Annotated in this window: 14 protein-coding genes; 4 read left to right on the top strand and 10 right to left on the bottom strand. The window is 66.8% G+C overall.

Translation table 11 applies throughout. The annotated features are described in order from the left end of the window. Window positions 1–34: 34 nt before the first annotated feature. Together CEW88_RS16095 and CEW88_RS16090 are read right to left on the bottom strand one after the other, a co-directional pair. Window positions 35–931, bottom strand: coding sequence for a VOC family protein (locus CEW88_RS16095; RefSeq protein ID WP_108968836.1), 897 nt, complete (start codon window positions 929–931; stop codon window positions 35–37). Next, a complete protein-coding gene (locus CEW88_RS16090) occupies window positions 928–1,710 on the bottom strand; it encodes a serine O-acetyltransferase (RefSeq protein WP_108968834.1) in 783 nt (260 codons plus the stop codon). Before CEW88_RS16090 ends, CEW88_RS16095 begins: the two co-directional genes overlap by 4 nt. A gap of 349 nt (window positions 1,711–2,059) precedes the next feature. On the opposite strand from CEW88_RS16090, the gene CEW88_RS16085 reads away from it, so the two are divergent. From CEW88_RS16085 to CEW88_RS16070, 4 genes are all read left to right on the top strand, one after another. Continuing rightward, entirely contained in the window at window positions 2,060–3,976 is a 1,917-nt protein-coding gene (locus CEW88_RS16085) for a DUF3604 domain-containing protein (protein ID WP_254694532.1), read from the top strand. Between the two features lie 263 nt (window positions 3,977–4,239). Then, window positions 4,240–5,343: a hypothetical protein gene (locus CEW88_RS16080; protein WP_159099639.1), complete on the top strand. Its 1,104-nt coding sequence runs from the start codon at window positions 4,240–4,242 to the stop codon at window positions 5,341–5,343. Continuing rightward, complete coding sequence (locus CEW88_RS16075; RefSeq protein ID WP_108968830.1) at window positions 5,273–5,551, top strand: hypothetical protein; 279 nt, start codon at window positions 5,273–5,275, stop codon at window positions 5,549–5,551. The genes CEW88_RS16080 and CEW88_RS16075 overlap by 71 nt, the downstream gene beginning before the upstream one ends. Beyond that, window positions 5,541–5,816 (top strand): hypothetical protein, encoded by a 276-nt coding sequence (locus CEW88_RS16070; RefSeq protein ID WP_159099638.1) that lies wholly within the window; start codon window positions 5,541–5,543, stop codon window positions 5,814–5,816. Before CEW88_RS16075 ends, CEW88_RS16070 begins: the two co-directional genes overlap by 11 nt. A 121-nt stretch (window positions 5,817–5,937) precedes the next feature. Here the strand turns inward: CEW88_RS16070 and CEW88_RS16065 are convergent, their stop codons facing one another. The 8 genes from CEW88_RS16065 to CEW88_RS16030 form a co-directional block, all read right to left on the bottom strand. Next, a complete protein-coding gene (locus tag CEW88_RS16065) occupies window positions 5,938–7,743 on the bottom strand; it encodes a SulP family inorganic anion transporter (protein ID WP_254694531.1) in 1,806 nt (601 codons plus the stop codon). Window positions 7,744–7,750: 7 nt separating this feature from the next. Continuing rightward, window positions 7,751–9,328, bottom strand: a complete 1,578-nt coding sequence (locus tag CEW88_RS16060; RefSeq protein ID WP_108968824.1) for a sulfatase family protein — start codon at window positions 9,326–9,328, stop codon at window positions 7,751–7,753. Further along, complete coding sequence (locus tag CEW88_RS16055; protein WP_108968822.1) at window positions 9,328–11,265, bottom strand: TRAP transporter permease; 1,938 nt, start codon at window positions 11,263–11,265, stop codon at window positions 9,328–9,330. The genes CEW88_RS16060 and CEW88_RS16055 overlap by 1 nt, the downstream gene beginning before the upstream one ends. Before the next feature lie 109 nt (window positions 11,266–11,374). Beyond that, window positions 11,375–12,385: a TAXI family TRAP transporter solute-binding subunit gene (locus tag CEW88_RS16050; protein WP_108968820.1), complete on the bottom strand. Its 1,011-nt coding sequence runs from the start codon at window positions 12,383–12,385 to the stop codon at window positions 11,375–11,377. 83 nt (window positions 12,386–12,468) lie between these two features. After that, entirely contained in the window at window positions 12,469–13,506 is a 1,038-nt protein-coding gene (locus CEW88_RS16045) for a LysR substrate-binding domain-containing protein (protein WP_108968819.1), read from the bottom strand. Window positions 13,507–13,875: 369 nt separating this feature from the next. Further along, on the bottom strand, window positions 13,876–14,901 hold the full coding sequence (locus CEW88_RS16040) for a YeiH family protein (RefSeq protein WP_108968817.1): 1,026 nt from the start codon (window positions 14,899–14,901) through the stop codon (window positions 13,876–13,878). Between the two features lie 97 nt (window positions 14,902–14,998). Beyond that, window positions 14,999–16,057 (bottom strand): TRAP transporter substrate-binding protein, encoded by a 1,059-nt coding sequence (locus CEW88_RS16035; protein WP_108968815.1) that lies wholly within the window; start codon window positions 16,055–16,057, stop codon window positions 14,999–15,001. Between the two features lie 29 nt (window positions 16,058–16,086). Beyond that, window positions 16,087–17,376, bottom strand: a complete 1,290-nt coding sequence (locus tag CEW88_RS16030) for a TRAP transporter large permease (protein ID WP_108968813.1) — start codon at window positions 17,374–17,376, stop codon at window positions 16,087–16,089. Between the last annotated feature and the right edge of the window lies 1 nt (window position 17,377).

Here is a 17,377-nt window from a genome sequence, read left to right as displayed (position 1 = left end):
TCCTTGGGGACGCGCTCTCGCGACCCGTCTTAAGTCAGGGCGCCGAGGGCGCCTCCCGAAAGGTCAGCAGGATGCCGCCCAGCCGTGCGTGCTCGGTCAGGACAAGTGCGCCGCCGATCTCATGACTGGCGAACCCGCCCGAGTCCACGAAGGGGCGGACCCGATCCAGCGCCCGGCAGCCGATGTCGAGCGAGATCACCGAGGGCGCGCCGTCCGGAGCAAGGTCTTCGGGCAGCGGGCCAAAGAAGACCCGGGCCGCATCTCGGCTAAGTACCCGCCAGTGCCCCTTGCCGGTGGCGACCGTGAAGCCCCAGCCGGTTTCGGTGACTGCCTCGGGGCCATGCAGTGTGGCGAGCCAGTCCTTTACCGCAGGTTGGTCCACCGGCGCGGCGAGGATCGTGGCAGAGACAAAGCCATGCGCGCCGTTGGGGTGGTCCATCCACTCGGGGAATTCGATGAGGTCGCGCCGGTGCTGCTGGCAGGCGAACATCGACAGCCGCGGCAGGCCGGGCCGGGTGAAGATCTTCAGCGTGGTGGCGGTGCGGTCACGCGCGCCGTCATCGCGGGTCACGTCGCGGCCGAACTCGATGGTGCCCTCGCAGTGACCGCCGCGCGCGACGACGGCCGCTTCATCCGCCGCGGCGTCGCCGGAGTTGAGCGCCGTGAGGGAGACGCCTTCACGCTCGGCCAGCCAGTGCTGCACGTGTCGGCCAAAACGGAAGTCGCCCGCCGGGTGCCCGTCGAGCAGGCTCTTGTCGCCTATCCCCATGAGTTCCAGCAGTTGATTGCGGAAGATCACCAGCGCGGTCGAGGTGCCCCAGGGATGCATTCCCGGAGGCTTCATCAGGAACCCGAGCGAAAGGTAGGTCTCGCGCGCCTCGGCCAGATTGCGCACGCAGACCAACGGATGGTCGATCCCAAGAGGCGTCATTTCGCCCGGCCTTTCAACTCTGCCAGCGTTGCAAAGCCATTGAAACGCCGGGCGCCGCGATCATCGGCGCGGGGGCCGGTCACGACATGGCCGGGCGGGACATCTCTGGTCACGATTGCTCCGGCAGCCACCGTCGCCCCTGCCCCCACCTCGACCGGCCCGAGGATCATCGCGCCCGCCCCAACCACCGCGCCGCGGCGCAGCTTGGGATGCCGCCCCTCCCCCATATCGACAAAGTTCGAACCCAGCGTGACCCCGTGCCAGAGGCTCACATCGTCTTCGATCACCGTGGTCTGGCCGATCACCAGCCCGAGCCCGTGATCGAACCAGACGCCGCGACCGATGGTTGCCTGCGGCCAGATCTCGACCGAGAGCGCCCGGGTGAACTGGCTCTTGACCGCCAGCGCAAGCTCTTCGCGCCCGACCAACCAGAGCGCCCGGCTCACCCTGTAGGACAAGAGCGCGTGATAGCCGTTCGCGAAAAGCAGCACGCGCGGCGCCCCGCCGGGCTGATCGTCGCGCGCGCTGGTGACCAGCAGATCGTCGAGCGCGGTCTCCAACATCTCGGCATCGTGGCGAAACAGTTCCACCGTCAGCCCGCGCAGCCACGCCCGCGCCCTGCCCTCGGGCAGGCAGGCGGTCAGCGCGGCGGCCATCAGGTCGGGCAGATCGGTCAGCTCGCCAGCCTCGATCCCGAGCAACACTGAAAGCCCCGGCTCGTCGGCGAGCAGGCCACGGGTGTCGGGGAGAAGCGTCTGCTGCAGGGAATGTCCGCTCATGGCGCCTCACGGGTGGTCGAAGGATTCCACGAAGCTGCCCCGAGTAGAGTGCTGCGCACAAGAGCGAAAATATCCCCATCGCGTTGCCCTGGGGAGAACGCCAAGTCCGTGGCACAAGGCGCTGCGGGGCGAGGATTCACTTGAGGTCCAATCGCTGCGCGCATGTATGGCCCGCACCCCGAGATTTGCTGCCGCGCGTCGAGAAACCTTCCCCAAATTGCCGGCGTCATCGACGACAGGGTCGGCGGTCTTGATGCCTGGTAGGAGACCGCAAGCCGTGCCGCAGCGATGACAATCTTGTCGAACGGAAGGTCAGGGGCGGGAGTGACCTGGAACTGGGACGGACCAGGTGCTCGGCCCGCTGCGCCGCCCCAGGTGGGCATCGAGCCCGAAGCCGTCGTCGAAAATCTCTTTAATTTCGCAAGCGCAGCGGCGTGCCGATCGAAATGACCAGTTCTATGACCTGCAGCTGGGGGTTGCGCAGTATTCGCCCTTTGTCGATCAGTCTTACCCGAACCGTGTCTTCTGGGGCGACACCCATCTGCACACCTCCTATTCCACCGACGCCGGTATGATCGGGAAGGTCCTCGGCCCGGACGAGGCGTTCCGCTTCGCCCGCGGCGAGAAGGTCCGCGCGTCGGCAGGGACTTTCGCGCAGCTCATTCGTCCACTGGATTTCCTGGTTGTCGCCGACCACGCCGAGAACCTCGGTCTTGCGCCAATGATCTCGGAGTCAAACCCCGGCCTGCTGGCAAATATCTGGGGCCGGAAGCTCCACGATCTCGTCAAGGGCGGAGACCCCATCGGCGCCTACGTCGAGTGGGGCGCTGCCCTCAACGAGGCAACTGACATGATAAACGACGACGGCCTGCAGCGGACCATGTGGAACCGCATCGTCGAGAGCGCCGAGCGGTTCAATCAGCCCGGCACCTTTTCCGCCATCCATGGGTTCGAATGGTCGTCGGGACCGAACGCAAACAATTTGCATCGTGTTGTCATGTTTCGCGACGATGCCGACAAGGTCGAAGACCTCGTGCCCTTTTCCACTTATGACAGCAGCGACCCCGAGGACCTGTGGGACTGGCTTGAACGCTACGAAGAGAAGACCGGCGGTCAGGTCATGGCCTTTGCCCACAATGGCAACCTCTCCAATGGCCTGATGTTCGACAACGAGAAGATGAACGGTGAGCCGATCGACATCGACTACGCCGAGCGGCGCATGCGCTGGGAGCCCGTCTACGAGGTCACGCAGATGAAGGGCGACGGCGAGACGCATCCGATGCTCTCGCCCAACGACGAGTTTGCGGACTACTACACCTGGGACCGTGGGAATTTCGGAACCGAGCTGAAGACCCCCGAGATGCTGCCGCGGGAATATGCGCGGCAGGCGTTGGCGCGAGGGCTTAAGTACGAGCAGGAGATCGGCGCGAACCCTTTCAAATTCGGCATGATCGGCGCGACCGACAGCCATACCTCGCTCGCCACCACCCGCGAGGACAATTTCTTCGGTAAAGCAAGCATCGTCGAGCCGGGCACCGGCGAGAACCGCTATGAGGACTTCATTGTCCAGCCGGTCATTCTTGGCGAGGATATCGCGATCCGGCACTATGAGGCGCTCGCTTCTGGCCTGGCCGGTGTCTGGGCGCGGGAGAACACCCGGGAGGCGATATGGGACGCGTTCAAGCGCAAGGAGGTCTATGCCACCACCGGCTCGCGCATCACCGTGCGCGTTTTCGCCGGCTGGGATTTCGAAGAGGACGAGGTACACCGCCCCGATTTTGCGCAGACGGGCTATGCCCGCGGCGCGCCGATGGGGGCGGACCTCTTCGCCGGACCGGAGGGCGTGGCGCCGAGCTTCATGGTGCGCGCCCTGCGTGATCCCGATGGTGCCAATCTCGACCGCATCCAGATCGTGAAGGGCTGGGTCGATGACGCGGGCGAGCCGCAGACCAAGGTCTTTGACGTGGTCTGGTCCGGGGATCGCGAGCCGGACGCCAAGGGTCAGTTGCCTGCGGTGGGCAGCACCGTCGACGGCGCGGAGTACACCAACACCATCGGCTCGGCGGCGCTCGGAGGTTTCTGGACCGACCCGGAGTTCGATCCGGCCCATGCAGCCTACTATTATGTCCGGGTGCTGGAGATACCTACGCCGTCCTGGCTGGCGTATGACGAGGCGTTTTACGGGCCTCTCGATCTGCCTGAAGATGCGGTGATGGTGCAGCAGGACCGCGCCTATACCTCGCCCATCTGGTACACACCGGGCTGACCAGCTGGCGGCACAGCGGGGCGGCGCGGCTGAACTGGCAGCGTCGGGTTCGGTTGCGCTCACCCTTTCTGGCATCGAGGGCCCGCCTCGCGCAGCTGTGCGTCATTGGACCCGAAGGCACTTTGTCGCGCCGGGTATTTCTGATGGGCTCTACGTTGCGGGCGCCGTTCAACTCCATGCTCCGAACACCGAATGCGTGCGATGCTATCTCGGCCAGGGACGCAAGGTGGACTTGCACGCAGGCCCAAGGGGAGACGTCACTCATGACGGACACGGGATCAGCTCGCAGTCGGTGGCGCGCAGCACTTGCGGGATTTTCGGTGGTCATGGCGCTCTCAGGCTGCGAGCGCGCCGACCTGCCAGCGCCCGTTCGGCAAGCGGTCTCCGATGCGCCGATGGACGCCGCGCTGTTTTCCGGGGACGTGATGTTCAGCCTTGCTGAGCGGATCGAGGCGCAAGACCGCGCACTGCCCGTTACCGCCTATCTCGGGCTGTCCTCGCTTGGCGACACGCGGCTCGGGATCAAGGCCGCCGTCGATCTGCGAGATATCCAGCGCGATCTTCCGTCGCTGCTCTCGGGGCGGCTGGATCCGGATTGCGGGCTGGGGATCGAGCTCGGCCTCACGCAGACGCAGGCCGAGGGCGAGGGCGAGGGCGAGGGCGACGCTGTGCGTGCGCGCGGCACCGTCAAGGCCGATCTCTACCGCTGCAAGGGCCGCGACACCGAGAAGGGGGCGCGCGGCGCCCATCTCTGGACCCAATTGGTCGATTTCGACGCCGTGCTGGGCGCAGGCCTCACCGACGAATGCGTGGGCTTCGAGCTGCGTGAGCTCGCGCTCGATCCGCGTGGGTTCCTCGGTGGGCTGGGCACCGCGTTCGGGATCACCGAAAAGGTCCGCAAAGCCATTCTCGACAAGGGGAACGCGGCCCTGCGCGATACACCGATCTGCCCGGACATGCCGCCGGCGCTCGAACGTTTGTCGCCGGATTTCGGCAGCGGCGGCGCGATCGAGATCGGCGATGGTGGCCTCGGCGCGGCGCTGTCGGGAACGGTGGAAACCGACGCTGAACGTCTGGTCGGGCTCATGGCGCTCTGGCAGGAGAAAGGGTTTCTGCCGGGGGCCGCCGAGGGTTTGTCCCCCTTGCAGCAGGGCGCGGTCACGTTCCGTTTCGACCAGAGTCTCCAAACGCTCGAGCCCCCCCGTGCCCTATCGTCTCGACCTTGGGATGAGCGCCGTGGGCGCCACCCGGATCGGGCTGCGCGCAAGGCTCGACCTGAGCGCGCTGCAAGAGCGTTTGCCCGAGCTTGTCGAGGGCGCTCTGCTGGTCGACGACTGCAGCAGGCGGATCGAGCTGCGCGGTCTTGAGACCATCGCGCAGGCGAAGAGCCTCGTCGCCCTCGCGCGGCTCGAGGCGCGCAGCTTCACCTGCGAGCGCACCGGCGACAGCGCATGGCAGCGCGGCGCGCTGGAGCACTCCGAGGAGGTCGACGTGCGCGCCGAGGTCTCGGCGTCGCTGTCGGACAACTGCGCGGTGTTTGAGCTTTCGGGACCCGCCGCTCCCGGTGATCTCTGAAGGGCGTCAGGGGGCGCGGGCCCAAGCGGCCAGGACGCTGTTCATCGACGCCGTGGATGCCCTGCTCAAGGATCGCCCGCTGTGTCCCGACCTGCCCGAGGAGCTGCGCGTGCTCGACCCGCAGTTCAGCACCGGCGGGCCGGTGGAAATCGGCAACGGCGGTCTTGGCTTCGGACTGGAGGGGTCGGTCGATCTGAGCACCGGCACGATGATCGCCATCCTGACGCTGCTGCAAGAGCGGGGCGTTTTGCCGCCCCGCCCGTAATCGCCTCAGATTACGGCGCGTACCAGATGGGCGAGCTATAGGCGCGCTCCCTGGCCGAGGGTCTCCGCGGCTTTGGAGGTCTCCGCCGCCAGCCCCTCGTGGCGCTGCTGACGCCGAGGGCTTAGCTTGAGGCCGATCTCCCGCCGCTTCGAACCCCGCCCGGTGCGGGTCGCCCGGCGCATTCGAGGAAGATGCGCTTCTCGCAGCTGGCGCAGATACCCGCGTCGAGCTTCGGCACGATCTCGGCTATGGCGTCGCCTTTCGAGAGGTGCAGCCGATCGCGCGTCAAACTGCGCAGCACCTTGAAGCGTGCGAGCTTGGTCAGCGTGCGGGGGGTCTTCACCTGCAGGTGCAGCGCGCCGCCGAGGTGGTCGCGCCGGCGCGCCTCGTCGAGGATGAGGTCCGCGCCCGCCAGATCGATGTCGCCGCCTCCCTTGACGATAAAGAGCATGGTCTTCTGCAGCGGGCGTTCGCGCTCAAGTCGGCGGAACTCGCGCCGAAGGAACTCGACCGATCCGAAGAAGAGTGGCCCGTCGAGACGGCAGACCATCAGCTGCGGGCATTCCTGCAGGCCATTGGGCGCGGCGTGTTTGAAGACGCGCCCCGGGGTTGACGGATCCGGCGCCCCCTGCCCGAGGAAAGGCCGGGCCGCGCCGCGCAGGAAGAAGCCGAGCGACAACAGCACGCCGACGTAGATTGCTGTTTCCAGATCGATCAGCAGCACGGTGACGAAGGTCACCCCCGCGATGATCGTCTCGGTCGAGGAGGAGGAAACAAGGTGGCGGATCTCGCGGAAGTCGATCAGCCGCCAGGCCACCAGCATGATCACCCCGGCGATGCCGGGGATTGGCACCACCGCAAAGGCCGGGGCGACCAGCAGCAGGATCCCGAAGAGAAAGGCCGAGGAGAAGATCGCGGAGAGCGGCGTGCGCGCGCCGGCGTCGTAGTTGATGCCCGAGCGGGTGAACGATGCCGAGCTGGGGTAGCAGCGGAACAAGCTGCCGATGACGTTGGACACGCCCTGGGCGAAGAACTCGCGGTTGCCGTCGATCATCTGCCCCGACCGCAGGGCCAGCGCGCGAGAGACCGAGAGCGCCTCGAGCAGGCCGACGATGGCGATGGCCATGGCCCCGCCGCCGAACTCGCGCAGATCGCCGAGCGAGAGGTCGGGCAAGGCCATACTGGGCACGATCTCTCCCAGCGGGCCGATGGTGGCGATGCCCGCCTCGGCGCCACCGAGCACCAGGCTGAGGCCGGTGGCGAGCATCAGCGCAGCGAGGTAGTTGGGCCAGAGTGGCCGCCAGAGCTTGATCGCGAGCCCGACGCCGAAGGCCGCGCCAGAGATCGCCAGCGCGCGCCAGTCGGCCGCAAGCGCGCCCTCGGGGATGGCAGAGAGAAAGGCGCCGAGATCGCTGGTCGAAGGCAAAGCCACGCCCAGCACATGGCGGATCTGGCTCAGCGCAATGAGGATCGCGGCGCCGGTGACGAAACCGGTCATCACCGAATGCGAGACGAAATCCACCAGCGCGCCGAGCCGCGCGAGGGCAAACGCAAGCTGGATGAGCCCTACCATCAGGCACAGGGTGATCGCGGCGGTTATATACTCGGGCGAACCCGGCACGTAACGCCCAGAGAGCGTCGCGAAGAGCATGATCGACAGCGCGGTGGTGGGCCCCGAGACCGCCTGCCAGCTTGAGCCTAGCAATGCCGCGATCAGGGTCGAGACCATCGCGGTGTAAAAGCCGTATTCCGCCGGCAGCCCGGCGATGGCGGCAAAGGCCACGCCCTGCGGCAGCACAAGCGTCGCGCCGGTGAGCCCCGCCATGAGGTCGGCGCGCAACGTGTGGCGGGAGGTCAGCCCGATCCAATCTGGAACCAACGCGGAGACGCGCGCCCGCAGGGCGCGCGGCGAGGTGCTTGCGTCCATCATCGGATCAGGCGCGGGCGACCGGCGCGGGCGCGGTTTCGGTATGCGCCAGCTCGGCCTGCAGCAGCTGCTCGAGAAGCCGCGCCTTCACCGACGCCGCCTCCGGCGCTTCCCAGAGATTGCGCAGCTCGCCCGGGTCGGCCTCGAGATCGTAGAGCTCGCCCCAGCCCAGCCCCTGGAAGACCGAGAGCCGGTAGCGCGCGTCGCGCAGGCTGTGCACGTTGGGGCAGACCCCAAGCCCGTCCATCTTTGCCTGATGCGCGTATTGGATCAGCACGCCCTCGGGGGCGCTCGTCTCGGACATCAGATCGCGCCCCTGCATGCCCCAGGCCTGCTCGATCCTGGCCCGCTCAAGGATGGTGGCCCCGATGTCCAGCGTCTGGCCGAGCCTGTCACTGCGCGCGCTCTGATCGCGCTGCGGGTCGGCCCAGATGAACGGCACGCGGGTGATCTGCTCGTATTGCTCGGACCCCTTGAAGAGCAGGCGATGATCGCCGAGGTGATCGCCGTGGTCCGAGGTGAAGATGGTGACGGTCTCATCGCCGCGCCCGCTGGTCGCAAGCGCGCCCTGCACCCGGCCCACCGCGTCGTCGATCATCGTGATCATGCCGCAGGTCAGCGCCTGCGCCTCCTGCGCCTCGCGCGCCGAGCAGCCTATGGCGTTCATTCCCTGAAGATTAGCCTTGCCGTCCTCGCGCGCGCCCAGCACGCCTGCCACATGTGGCGGTGGCGTCCAGTCGTTCGAGGTGAAGGCAATGGGCACCGGCATGTCCTCGGGCTTGTACATGTCCCAATAGTCGCCCGGCGGGTTGAACGGGTGGTGCGGGTCGGGCCAGCTCACCATCAGGAAGAACGGCTTGTCGCTGTCGCGGCGCTCTTCGAGCCAGGCGCAGGCACGCTCGGCGATGTAGGAGGTGGAATAGAGCTCGGCCGGGATCGCCGTGCGCACCGCCTGCGGGCAGGTGTAGTCGTGCGGCAACTGGTTCTTGGCCCCCATCTTTGACCCCAGCTCGGGATCGCGCTCGAGCGCCCAGCGGGTGTAGTCGCCACCAACGTGATCGCCGTGGCCGGTGACCAGTTCGACGTGGTTGAAGCCGTAAAAGGGCACCGGCACCGCAGGCATTTCGCCCGACCAGAAGTCCGGCTCCTCGACGTGGTAGACCGGCGTGGCGAAATCGTTGCGCACCGCCTCGCGCAGGGCGCCGTTGGCCTTGTGATAGCCGGGCCGCGCTTCGGGCGGCGTCTGCACCGGCGGAATCCCGGTGAACGTCTGCAGGTGGCTCTTGCCGATCAGCGCCGTGTCATAGCCCGCGTCACGAAGCAGCTCGACAAAGGTCACGTTGCGCTGCGACAGCGGGATGCCGTTGAAGCGCACACCGTGGCCCGAGGGCATGCGCCCCGTCATTAGGCTGGCGCGGTTCGGCATGCAGACGGGGCTCGCCACGTAGAAGCGGTCGAAGGCGGTGCCGCGGGCCGCCATTGCGTCGATGTTCGGCGTGCGCACGATCGGGTGACCGTAGCAGCCGAGGAAATCGGCGCGGTGCTGGTCCGTGATGAACAGGATGAAGCTCGGGCGGTCGGACATCAGATTGCCTCGGCGGGTTGAAGTTTCGCGGTGCGGCGCCAGACGGCGAGCACAACGCCCAGGGCCAGCGCGGCGGTGCCGGCAAGCACGAAGGGCGACAGGAGGGTGAAGGCGCAGGCAAGGCGCAGCAGGCGCTCCCAGAGCGGCAAGCGCTGCTTGTCAAAGCCGATGAGCGCGCTCGAGGCGAGGTAGAGCGAGACCGCCAGCGTCAGCAGAGAGAAGGCGACGAAGCCAAGCGAGGCGCTGGCCGCAGCCTCGGTGCCCAGCAGCAGCGCCGGGTTGTAGACGAAGGCGAAGGGCACGAGGAAGATCATCGCGCCGATCCGCGTCGCCTCGACCGCCGTGCCGATGGGCTTGCCCTTCGAGATCGAGGCCGCCGCATAGGCCGCGATGGCCACCGGCGGGGTGATCACCGAGGCGACGCCGAAGAAGAAGACGAACATATGCGCGGTCAGCAGCTCGACGCCGAAGCCGGTGAGCGTGGGCCCCATCACGGCGACGATGGCGATATAGGCCGGAAGCGTCGGCATCCCCATGCCCAGCACGATGCAGCCGGCGGCAGCGATCAGCAGCGCGGCCATCAGCGAGCTGCTCGCGGCATTGGCCAGCAGCACGGCGAACTTCGTCGGAATGCCGGTGGCATTCAGGGTCGAGACGACGATGCCCACCATGGCGATCGCGATGGCCAGCTGCGCGACGGTCTTGCCGCCCTCGGCCAATGCTTCGATCAGCCTCCACGGCGCGCGGCGGATCTCGGGGTTGATGAAGCTCATCGGGATCAGCAGGAAGATCGCCGCGATGGAGGCCCCGGCCGGCGACAGGCCCGAGACCAGCAGCCAGACGATCAGCGCGATCGGCCCGAAGACCAGCGCGAGGTTAATCCAGTCCTGCCCGGTCGGCGGCTCGATGGCCTCGTCTTCCTCGCGCGCGGTGATGCCGAGCTTCTCGGCCTCGAAGAAGACCGCGAGGAAGAGGCTGACGTAATAGGCGATGGCGGGGATCAGCACGGCGAGGATCACCGCGAGGTAGCTGACGCCGACGATATCGGCCATGACCAGCGCGGCGGCGCCCATGATGGGGGGCAGGATCTGCCCGCCGGTGGAGGCTGCGGCCTCGACCGCGCCGGCGAAGTTGCCGGAAAAGCCGCGCCGGCGGATCATCGGGATGGTGACCACCCCGGTGCCCACGACGTTGGCCACGGCGCTGCCCGAGACCGTGCCGAAAAGCGCCGAGGCGGAGATCGCCGCATAGGCCGGTCCGCCGCGAAAGCGGCGCATCAGGTGGAAGGAGATGCGGATCATCGAGCCGCCCGCGCCGCAGCCTTCGAGCACGGCGCCGAGGATGATGAAGGGCAGCACGGTCGACAGTACGATGCCCATGATGTTGCCCAGGATACCCTGGCTGGCGTCGTACCAGATGTTCTGGGCGATGAACTCGTTCATGTCGCCGACGATGGTCTGGAACACCCCCGGCCAGTAGGGGCCGGTGGCAAGATAGGCAAAGACCACGGCACCGAGGATGGCGATGGGCGCGCCCCAGAGCCGCCAGCAGGCGATGATCGACAGCACGGCGGGGATCGCCGCCATCCAGGCCTCGCGCGCCGAGAAGAACATGAAGCTGTCCTTGAGCACCATCGAAACCTGGTAATAGTCCCAGGACACCCAGCTTATCAGCCCAAGCGCGACGGCGTAGCCGATCAGGTGGAAGACGGTGAGCTTTTCCTCGCGGGTCAGGCGCAGCGCGTCCCAGATCAGGAAGCTGAGGAAGCAGAGCCAGTAGAACAACGGCCGGAACCAGTCGAGCTCGAACGGACCGACGCGCGGCAACACGCCGTAGGTTGGCAGCACATTGGCAAGCCCGGCAAGGGCGATGACAAGTCCAACGGCAAGACCTGCCCAGTGCAAGGTCTTCACCCTGCGTGCGATCGAAACTGTCATGAGGTGTCCTCCTGGCCCGGTACGGGCCCTACGCCGGGGTTCGGCGGTGCCCCGGCCCTTGCGCAGGCCGGGGAAGGTTCAACTGGTCCGGCGGTCCGCCGGGGGCGGGTCACTCGGACTTCAGCGCGTCCGGGATGGTGATCCCCTGTTCCTCGTAGTAGCGCGCCGCGCCCGGGTGCAGCGGCATGTTGGCACCGGCAAAGGGCTCGTCGGTGTTCAGCCGCGCAAGCAAGGCGTTGGACGACTTCATGGCGTCGAGGTTGTCGAAAAACGACTTGGTGAGCGCATAGGCCGCCTCGTCCGAGAGGTCCTTGTTGGCGCCCATCATCATCACCGTCACCATGATGTTCTGGTCGGCATCGCCATTCACCTGGCCTTGGTAGGTGCCGGCCGGCACGACATCGGTGCGCACCGCCTGATCGGCGAGATAGTCGGCCCAACCGTCGCTGGCGACCACCTCGTCCGGCACGCCGAGCACTCGGATCTCGCGCTGCAGGCTCAGCTCTTGCACCGATTGCTGACCGACGGCGGCGGACATGATGAACATGTCGAACTGCCCGTCCTGAAAGGCCTGGCTCGAGGCTTCCCACGGCAGGCGGATGCCTTCGTAGTCGCCGCCATCCTCGAAGCCGCCCGTGGCCTCGCGCACCATGCCGCGGGCCTGGTTGGCGGCGGCGCCGGCGGGCGGACCAACGTAGACGCGCTTGCCCTTGATGTCGTCCCAGCTCTCGATGCCGCTGTCGGCCCAGACGATTGGGTGGAACGAGCCCCCCGGGAAGGTGAACAGCATGCGCATGTTGCCGGCGAAGGCCTGCGCCTGCTCGGCGGTCTTCTCGTAGGGGCCAACGCCGCGCTTCATTGCGCCATAGGCAGGTGGCGGAACCACGGCCAGATCCAGCTGGCCGGCGCCAACTTTCATCACCGAGCGGGTCAGCACCTGACCGAGCGAAACCTGCAGATCATAGCCCGCGTCCGCGGTGAACTGCGCCCAGGTTTGCGGCACAATGCCGGTGAGCGAGGCGCTGCCGCCGCCCTCGATACCCAGGGTCTCGGCGCTGACGGGCAGGCTGGCGCCCGCAAGCATCGCTGCCACGGTCATGAATTTCAGGGTCTTGAACATCCGCTCTCCTCCGGTTCGGATTTCTCCTCTGCGGCCCGAGACTATATCATGCGTGAGGGAATGACCTATTCCTTCTCGGCCCGTTACATACCAATTTCGGTATGAATGGGTGCGCGGGAGAGGCGCTCGCGAACCATGGTCAGCAAGGTCCGCAGCGCCGGACCCTCCTGCGTGCCCGGCACCGTCGTCAGCCCGACCGGCCCCTTCAGCGTCTCGTCCGAGATCGGCAGGATCACCACCTCGCCCGCGGCGCTGGCGTCCGCAACAAGCGCCTCGACCGTCACCACCACGTGGGTCGCGGCGCGGATGGTCTTGATGTTGAACCCCGCGTCGATGGACTCGATGGCGAAGTCGGGAGCGACAAAGCCGCTCTTGACCAAAAAGCGCTCCAGCTCCTGCCGGATGATCGTGCCGGGGATTGGCGCCAGCATGGGCTCTTTCAGCAGCGTGCCCAGATCGACCCGCGCCCCGGGCTGCGCGAGCGGATGCGCGCTGCCCACCGCGAATACGATCGACTCGTCGTAGAGATGCTGGAAGCTCAACCCGTGCATGGCCGTGGAATCCGACAGCCGCCCGATCACCACGTCGAGCGCCCCCTGCCGCAGCCGCGCCAGCAGCTCCGAGTTGGAGCCCGAGACGACGCGCACAGTGGTATGCGGGTAGAGCTGCTGGAAATCATCGACGATCCCCGGAAGCGTCAGCCCGCAGACGTTGGGCAGCGCGCCGATGCGCAAGAGTTCGCGGCTGCCGCCCATGCCCTGTGTCGCCTGCAGCCCCTCGGTCAGCAGCGCCATGGCGGCCTCTGCGGCATCGAAGAGCTTGCGGCCATGCACCGTCAGCACCGCGCCGCGCTGCGAGCGGTCGAAGAGCGTGACATCAAGCGTTGTCTCGAGCTCGCGGATCGAGCGCGAGACGGCAGGCTGGGTCAGCCCCAATACATCTGCGGCAGCCATGAAGCTGCCGCGCTGCGCGACTTCGAGAAAGCAGCGGACCTGGCGAAAGCGAAGCCGGGCGAGAAGGCGTGTGGGATTTTCGATGGTGAGCCTCGCGATACCGTTTGGGATCAGTCTATTCGTGAAAACGAAGCGCGGCCATCTGATCGGCAGGAGCAGCGCCGTCAAGCCAAGCGCAGGCAGAACTCAGGCAGCGGCACAGGGCGCTGGCGACTGGCGCGCTTCGGGACCGGCTGGCACACGCGCCGCTCAGCCCGAACCTCGGTGACCGCCCAGGCGTGAAGTCCGCGAGGATGTGCAAACCGCAGCAGAATGGCCCTCTCGCTGCCCATGGTCGAGAGCTGATCGTCGCCGATGGCGCCTATGGAGGAGCTCCCCCCACCCTCAGCCGCCCTCTCGATGCGGGCGAAAACGCCATGCCCTCCGACAGGACCGGGAGGCGGATCGTCTGGGACATCCGGCCCGAAGCCGCGCGGTGTAGAGCGGGCTGACCGAAGGACGTCAGGCCGCCCCCCGCTCCATCTCAAGCGGTCCCGCTCAGACCAGCCCGAGCATGAGCGGAATCAGCACCAGCGCCGCGAGCGCCGCGGTCTGCACCGCCAGCATCGCGATTGCCGTGCCGCCCACGTCGGCGAGCTTGGCCAGCGAGGTCTTCATGCCAACCGCGGCCACGGCGGTCACCAGCAACGCGCGCGACAGGGTCGAGGCGGGGGCGATCACCGCCTCGGGCACGAGGTGGAACGAATTGAGCGCCGCCAGCACGAGAAAGGCCGCGACGAAGGCCGGCAGCAGCGGCGGGCGTGCCTCGGTCGCGGGCACGTGGCGGCGCATGGCCAGCGCGCCGATCAGCACCACCGGGGCCAGCATGGTCACGCGGATCAGCTTGACCACCGTGGCAATGTCGCCGGTCTCGTCCGAGACCGAGTAGCCCGCTCCCACCACCTGCGCCACGTCGTGAATCGTGCCGCCGAGGAAAAGGCCGGTCAGGTGCTGGTCGAGCCCCAGCGCCTCGGCAAGGATCGGGTAGACGATCATCGCCACCGTGGAGAAGGCGGTGACAGAGATCACGGTGAACGAGAGATCCCGCTCAGCGGTCTCGCGCTGTGGGAGGATCGACGAGATCGCCATCGCCGCCGAGGCGCCGCAGATCGCCACCGAGCCGCCAGTCAGAAAGCCGAAGGCGCGGTCCTTGCCGACAAAGCGCGACAACAGGATCGAGGCGAGGATGGTCACCGCCACGCAGAGCGCGATGATCAGCACAAAGCCCCAGCCGATCTGCCGCACCATGTCGAGCGAGACCCGCAGCCCGAGCAGTGCCACACCGATCCGCAGCAGCCCCTTCGCGGCAAAGGTGATGCCGGGACCGGTGTTTTCATGCTCGGACAGGAAATGGAACGGGATGCCGAGCAGGATCGCCATGAGCATGACCGGCGCGCCGTAGTGGTTCGACAGGAACTGCGCCGCCATCGCCAGCACGATCGCCAGCGCCGTGCCGGGCGCGAGGGCCTTGGCCCGTGCGATGATGCGACGGGGGTCCGAAAGGGTGGCGGTAAGCGCGCTCATGTCCTGTCCTCGGTGTGCTCTGGATTTGTCTTGGGCCGGGCCCGGAGGCCCGCGCCGTGGCGGGCGCGCCCCTTGGAAAGGACGCGCCCGCAAGGGCTTACTGGATGTCGCTGGCGCGCTCGGCGTCAAGCTCTTCCGTCGCGGTCTGCACCGCCGCCTGCATGGCGTTGAAGATCTCTTCGCCGCCCTCGACGTTTGCAGTGAACCACTCGTAGACCGGCTGCGCGGCCTCGGCGAAGGCTTGCTTCTCTTCGGGCGTCGGCACGTAGAGATCGCCGCCGCCGTCGGTGAATTCCTTGTAGGCCGGGATCGACTTGCGCTTGGGCGACGCGAAGGTCGCCTGCTGGAGCTGGTAGAACCCGTCGACCACCACGCGGCGCATGTCCTCGGGCAGGGTCAGGAATTTCTCGTTCGACATCCACCAGAGCGCGCCCATGTAGGCGTGCCCGTCCAGCGTGACATATTGCAGGCCGGCCTCGGGGAACTTCATAGACATGATGTCGGTGATGCCGTTCTTCGTGCCCTCGACCACGCCGGTCTGCAGCGAGGTGAAGAGCTCGGGCCAGGGGATCGGCGTCGGCGCGGCATCGAGGGCGCGCACGAGTTCCTGCGGCAGGTCGGCAACGACCGTGCGGATCTTCATGCCCTTGAGATCCTCCGGGGTCTGGACGCGCTGCTTGGTGTTGGCGAAGTTGCGCCAGCCTCCGGTGTTGCCGATGGTCATCAGGCGGATCATGCCGCCGGAGTCCTCCAGCGCCATCGAGCGCATGGTGCGGGTGAAATCGCCAGAAAGCACCTTCTCGGCGACCCGGTCGTCCTGCATCAGGTAGGGCAGATCGAGCACCTGCACGTAGGGGAACAGCCCCGCCGCGCCGCCGGAGGTCGAGATGTAGACGTCGATCGAGCCATCGGCGACGCCCTGCAGGCATTCCGCCCCGTTCGAGCAGAGCTGCGTGCCCATGTAGATCTCGACCCCGATGGCGCCGTTCGAGGCGCTTTCGACATAGGACTTGAAGACCTCCAGGCCGTCGTAATCCTCGTCATTTTCGTTCGAGTTGGCGACCGCACGGATCGTGTAGTCCTGCGCCATCGCCGGAATGGCGAGGGCCGTAGTAAGGGCCAGCGATGCCGCCAGCGTAAGGGTCTTCCTGAGCATGTTATCCTCCCTGATAGCTCTGGATTTTCTTAATTCGCGAACCCGGTCAGTCGCGGGATCGTCATGGAAATCGCGGGGAAATAGGTGATCAGGAAGATCACCGCGATCTCGACCGCGAGGAATGGCAGGATGGCGCGCGCGATGGTCGTCACCCGCTCGCCCGACACGGCCGAGGCGACGAAGAGCACCAGCCCCATGGGCGGCGTCGCAAGGCCCACGGTCAGGTTCACGCACATGATGATGGCGAAATGCACCGAGTCGACGCCCATGCCGGTGAACACCGGGCCGAGGATCGGGCCAAGGATGATGATCGCCGGCCCGGCATCGAGGAACATGCCCACCGCAAAGAGCAGCAGGTTGATCAGGAACAGCAGCAGCAGCGGGTTCTCGGTCAGCGACAGGATGAAGTCGGCCATCTGCTGCGGCGCGTGCGAGAGCGACACCACGGTCTTGAACGACATCGCCGCACCGACCAGCAACAGCACCACCGCCGAGGTCAGCCCGGCCCGGCCCAGCACATCCGGCAGCTCGGCAAAGCGCAGCGTTTTTAGCACGAAGAGGCTGATGAAAAGCGCGTAGAACACCGCCACCGCCGCCGCCTCGGTCGGGGTGAAGACGCCCGCGAGGATGCCGCCGAGGATGATGACCGGCGTCAGCAGCGGGAAGAAGGCCTTGAGGCTCGCTTGCCCGCGTTCGCCCCAGCTGTATTTGCGCGAGGCGACGGGGAAGTCGTAGCGGTTGGCCATGACCTTGATGAGCAGCATCAGCCCGACGCCGACCAGCACCCCGGGCACCAGCCCGGCAAGGAAGAGCGCGGCGACGCTCTCGCCCATGACATAGGCGTAGATGATCATGATCCCCGAGGGCGGGATGATCGGCCCGATCACCGAGCTCGCGGCGGTGATCGCGGCGGCAAAGCGGCGGGTGTAGCCCTGCTTCTCCATCGCCGGGATCAGCATCGAGCCGAGCGCCGATGTGTCTGCCACCGCCGAGCCCGAGAGCCCGGCAAAGAGCATCGAGGACATCACGTTCACATGCGCCAGCCCGCCGCGCAGATGGCCCATGAAGGCCTGGCTGAATTCCACGAGGCGGTGGGTGATGCCGCCACGGTTCATGATCTCGCCCGCCAGCATGAAGAAGGGGATCGCCATCAGCGGGAAGCTGTCCATGCCGTTGTAAAGATTGCGGTAGAGCAGCGTCAGATCGCGCTCCTGCCCGTTGAGGAACAGCAGGATGCCCGGCGCGGCGAGCAGGCCGAAGAATACCGGCAAGCCGATCATCAGGAAGACGAGGAAGAGCGGAAGGAACCAAATCAGCATG

The organism is Alloyangia pacifica, assembly GCF_003111685.1.
Taxonomy (GTDB): Bacteria; Pseudomonadota; Alphaproteobacteria; order Rhodobacterales; family Rhodobacteraceae; genus Salipiger; species Salipiger pacificus_A.
The sequence above is the reverse complement of the archived record's forward strand: the minus strand, read 5'-3'. Positions and strand labels throughout refer to the sequence as shown.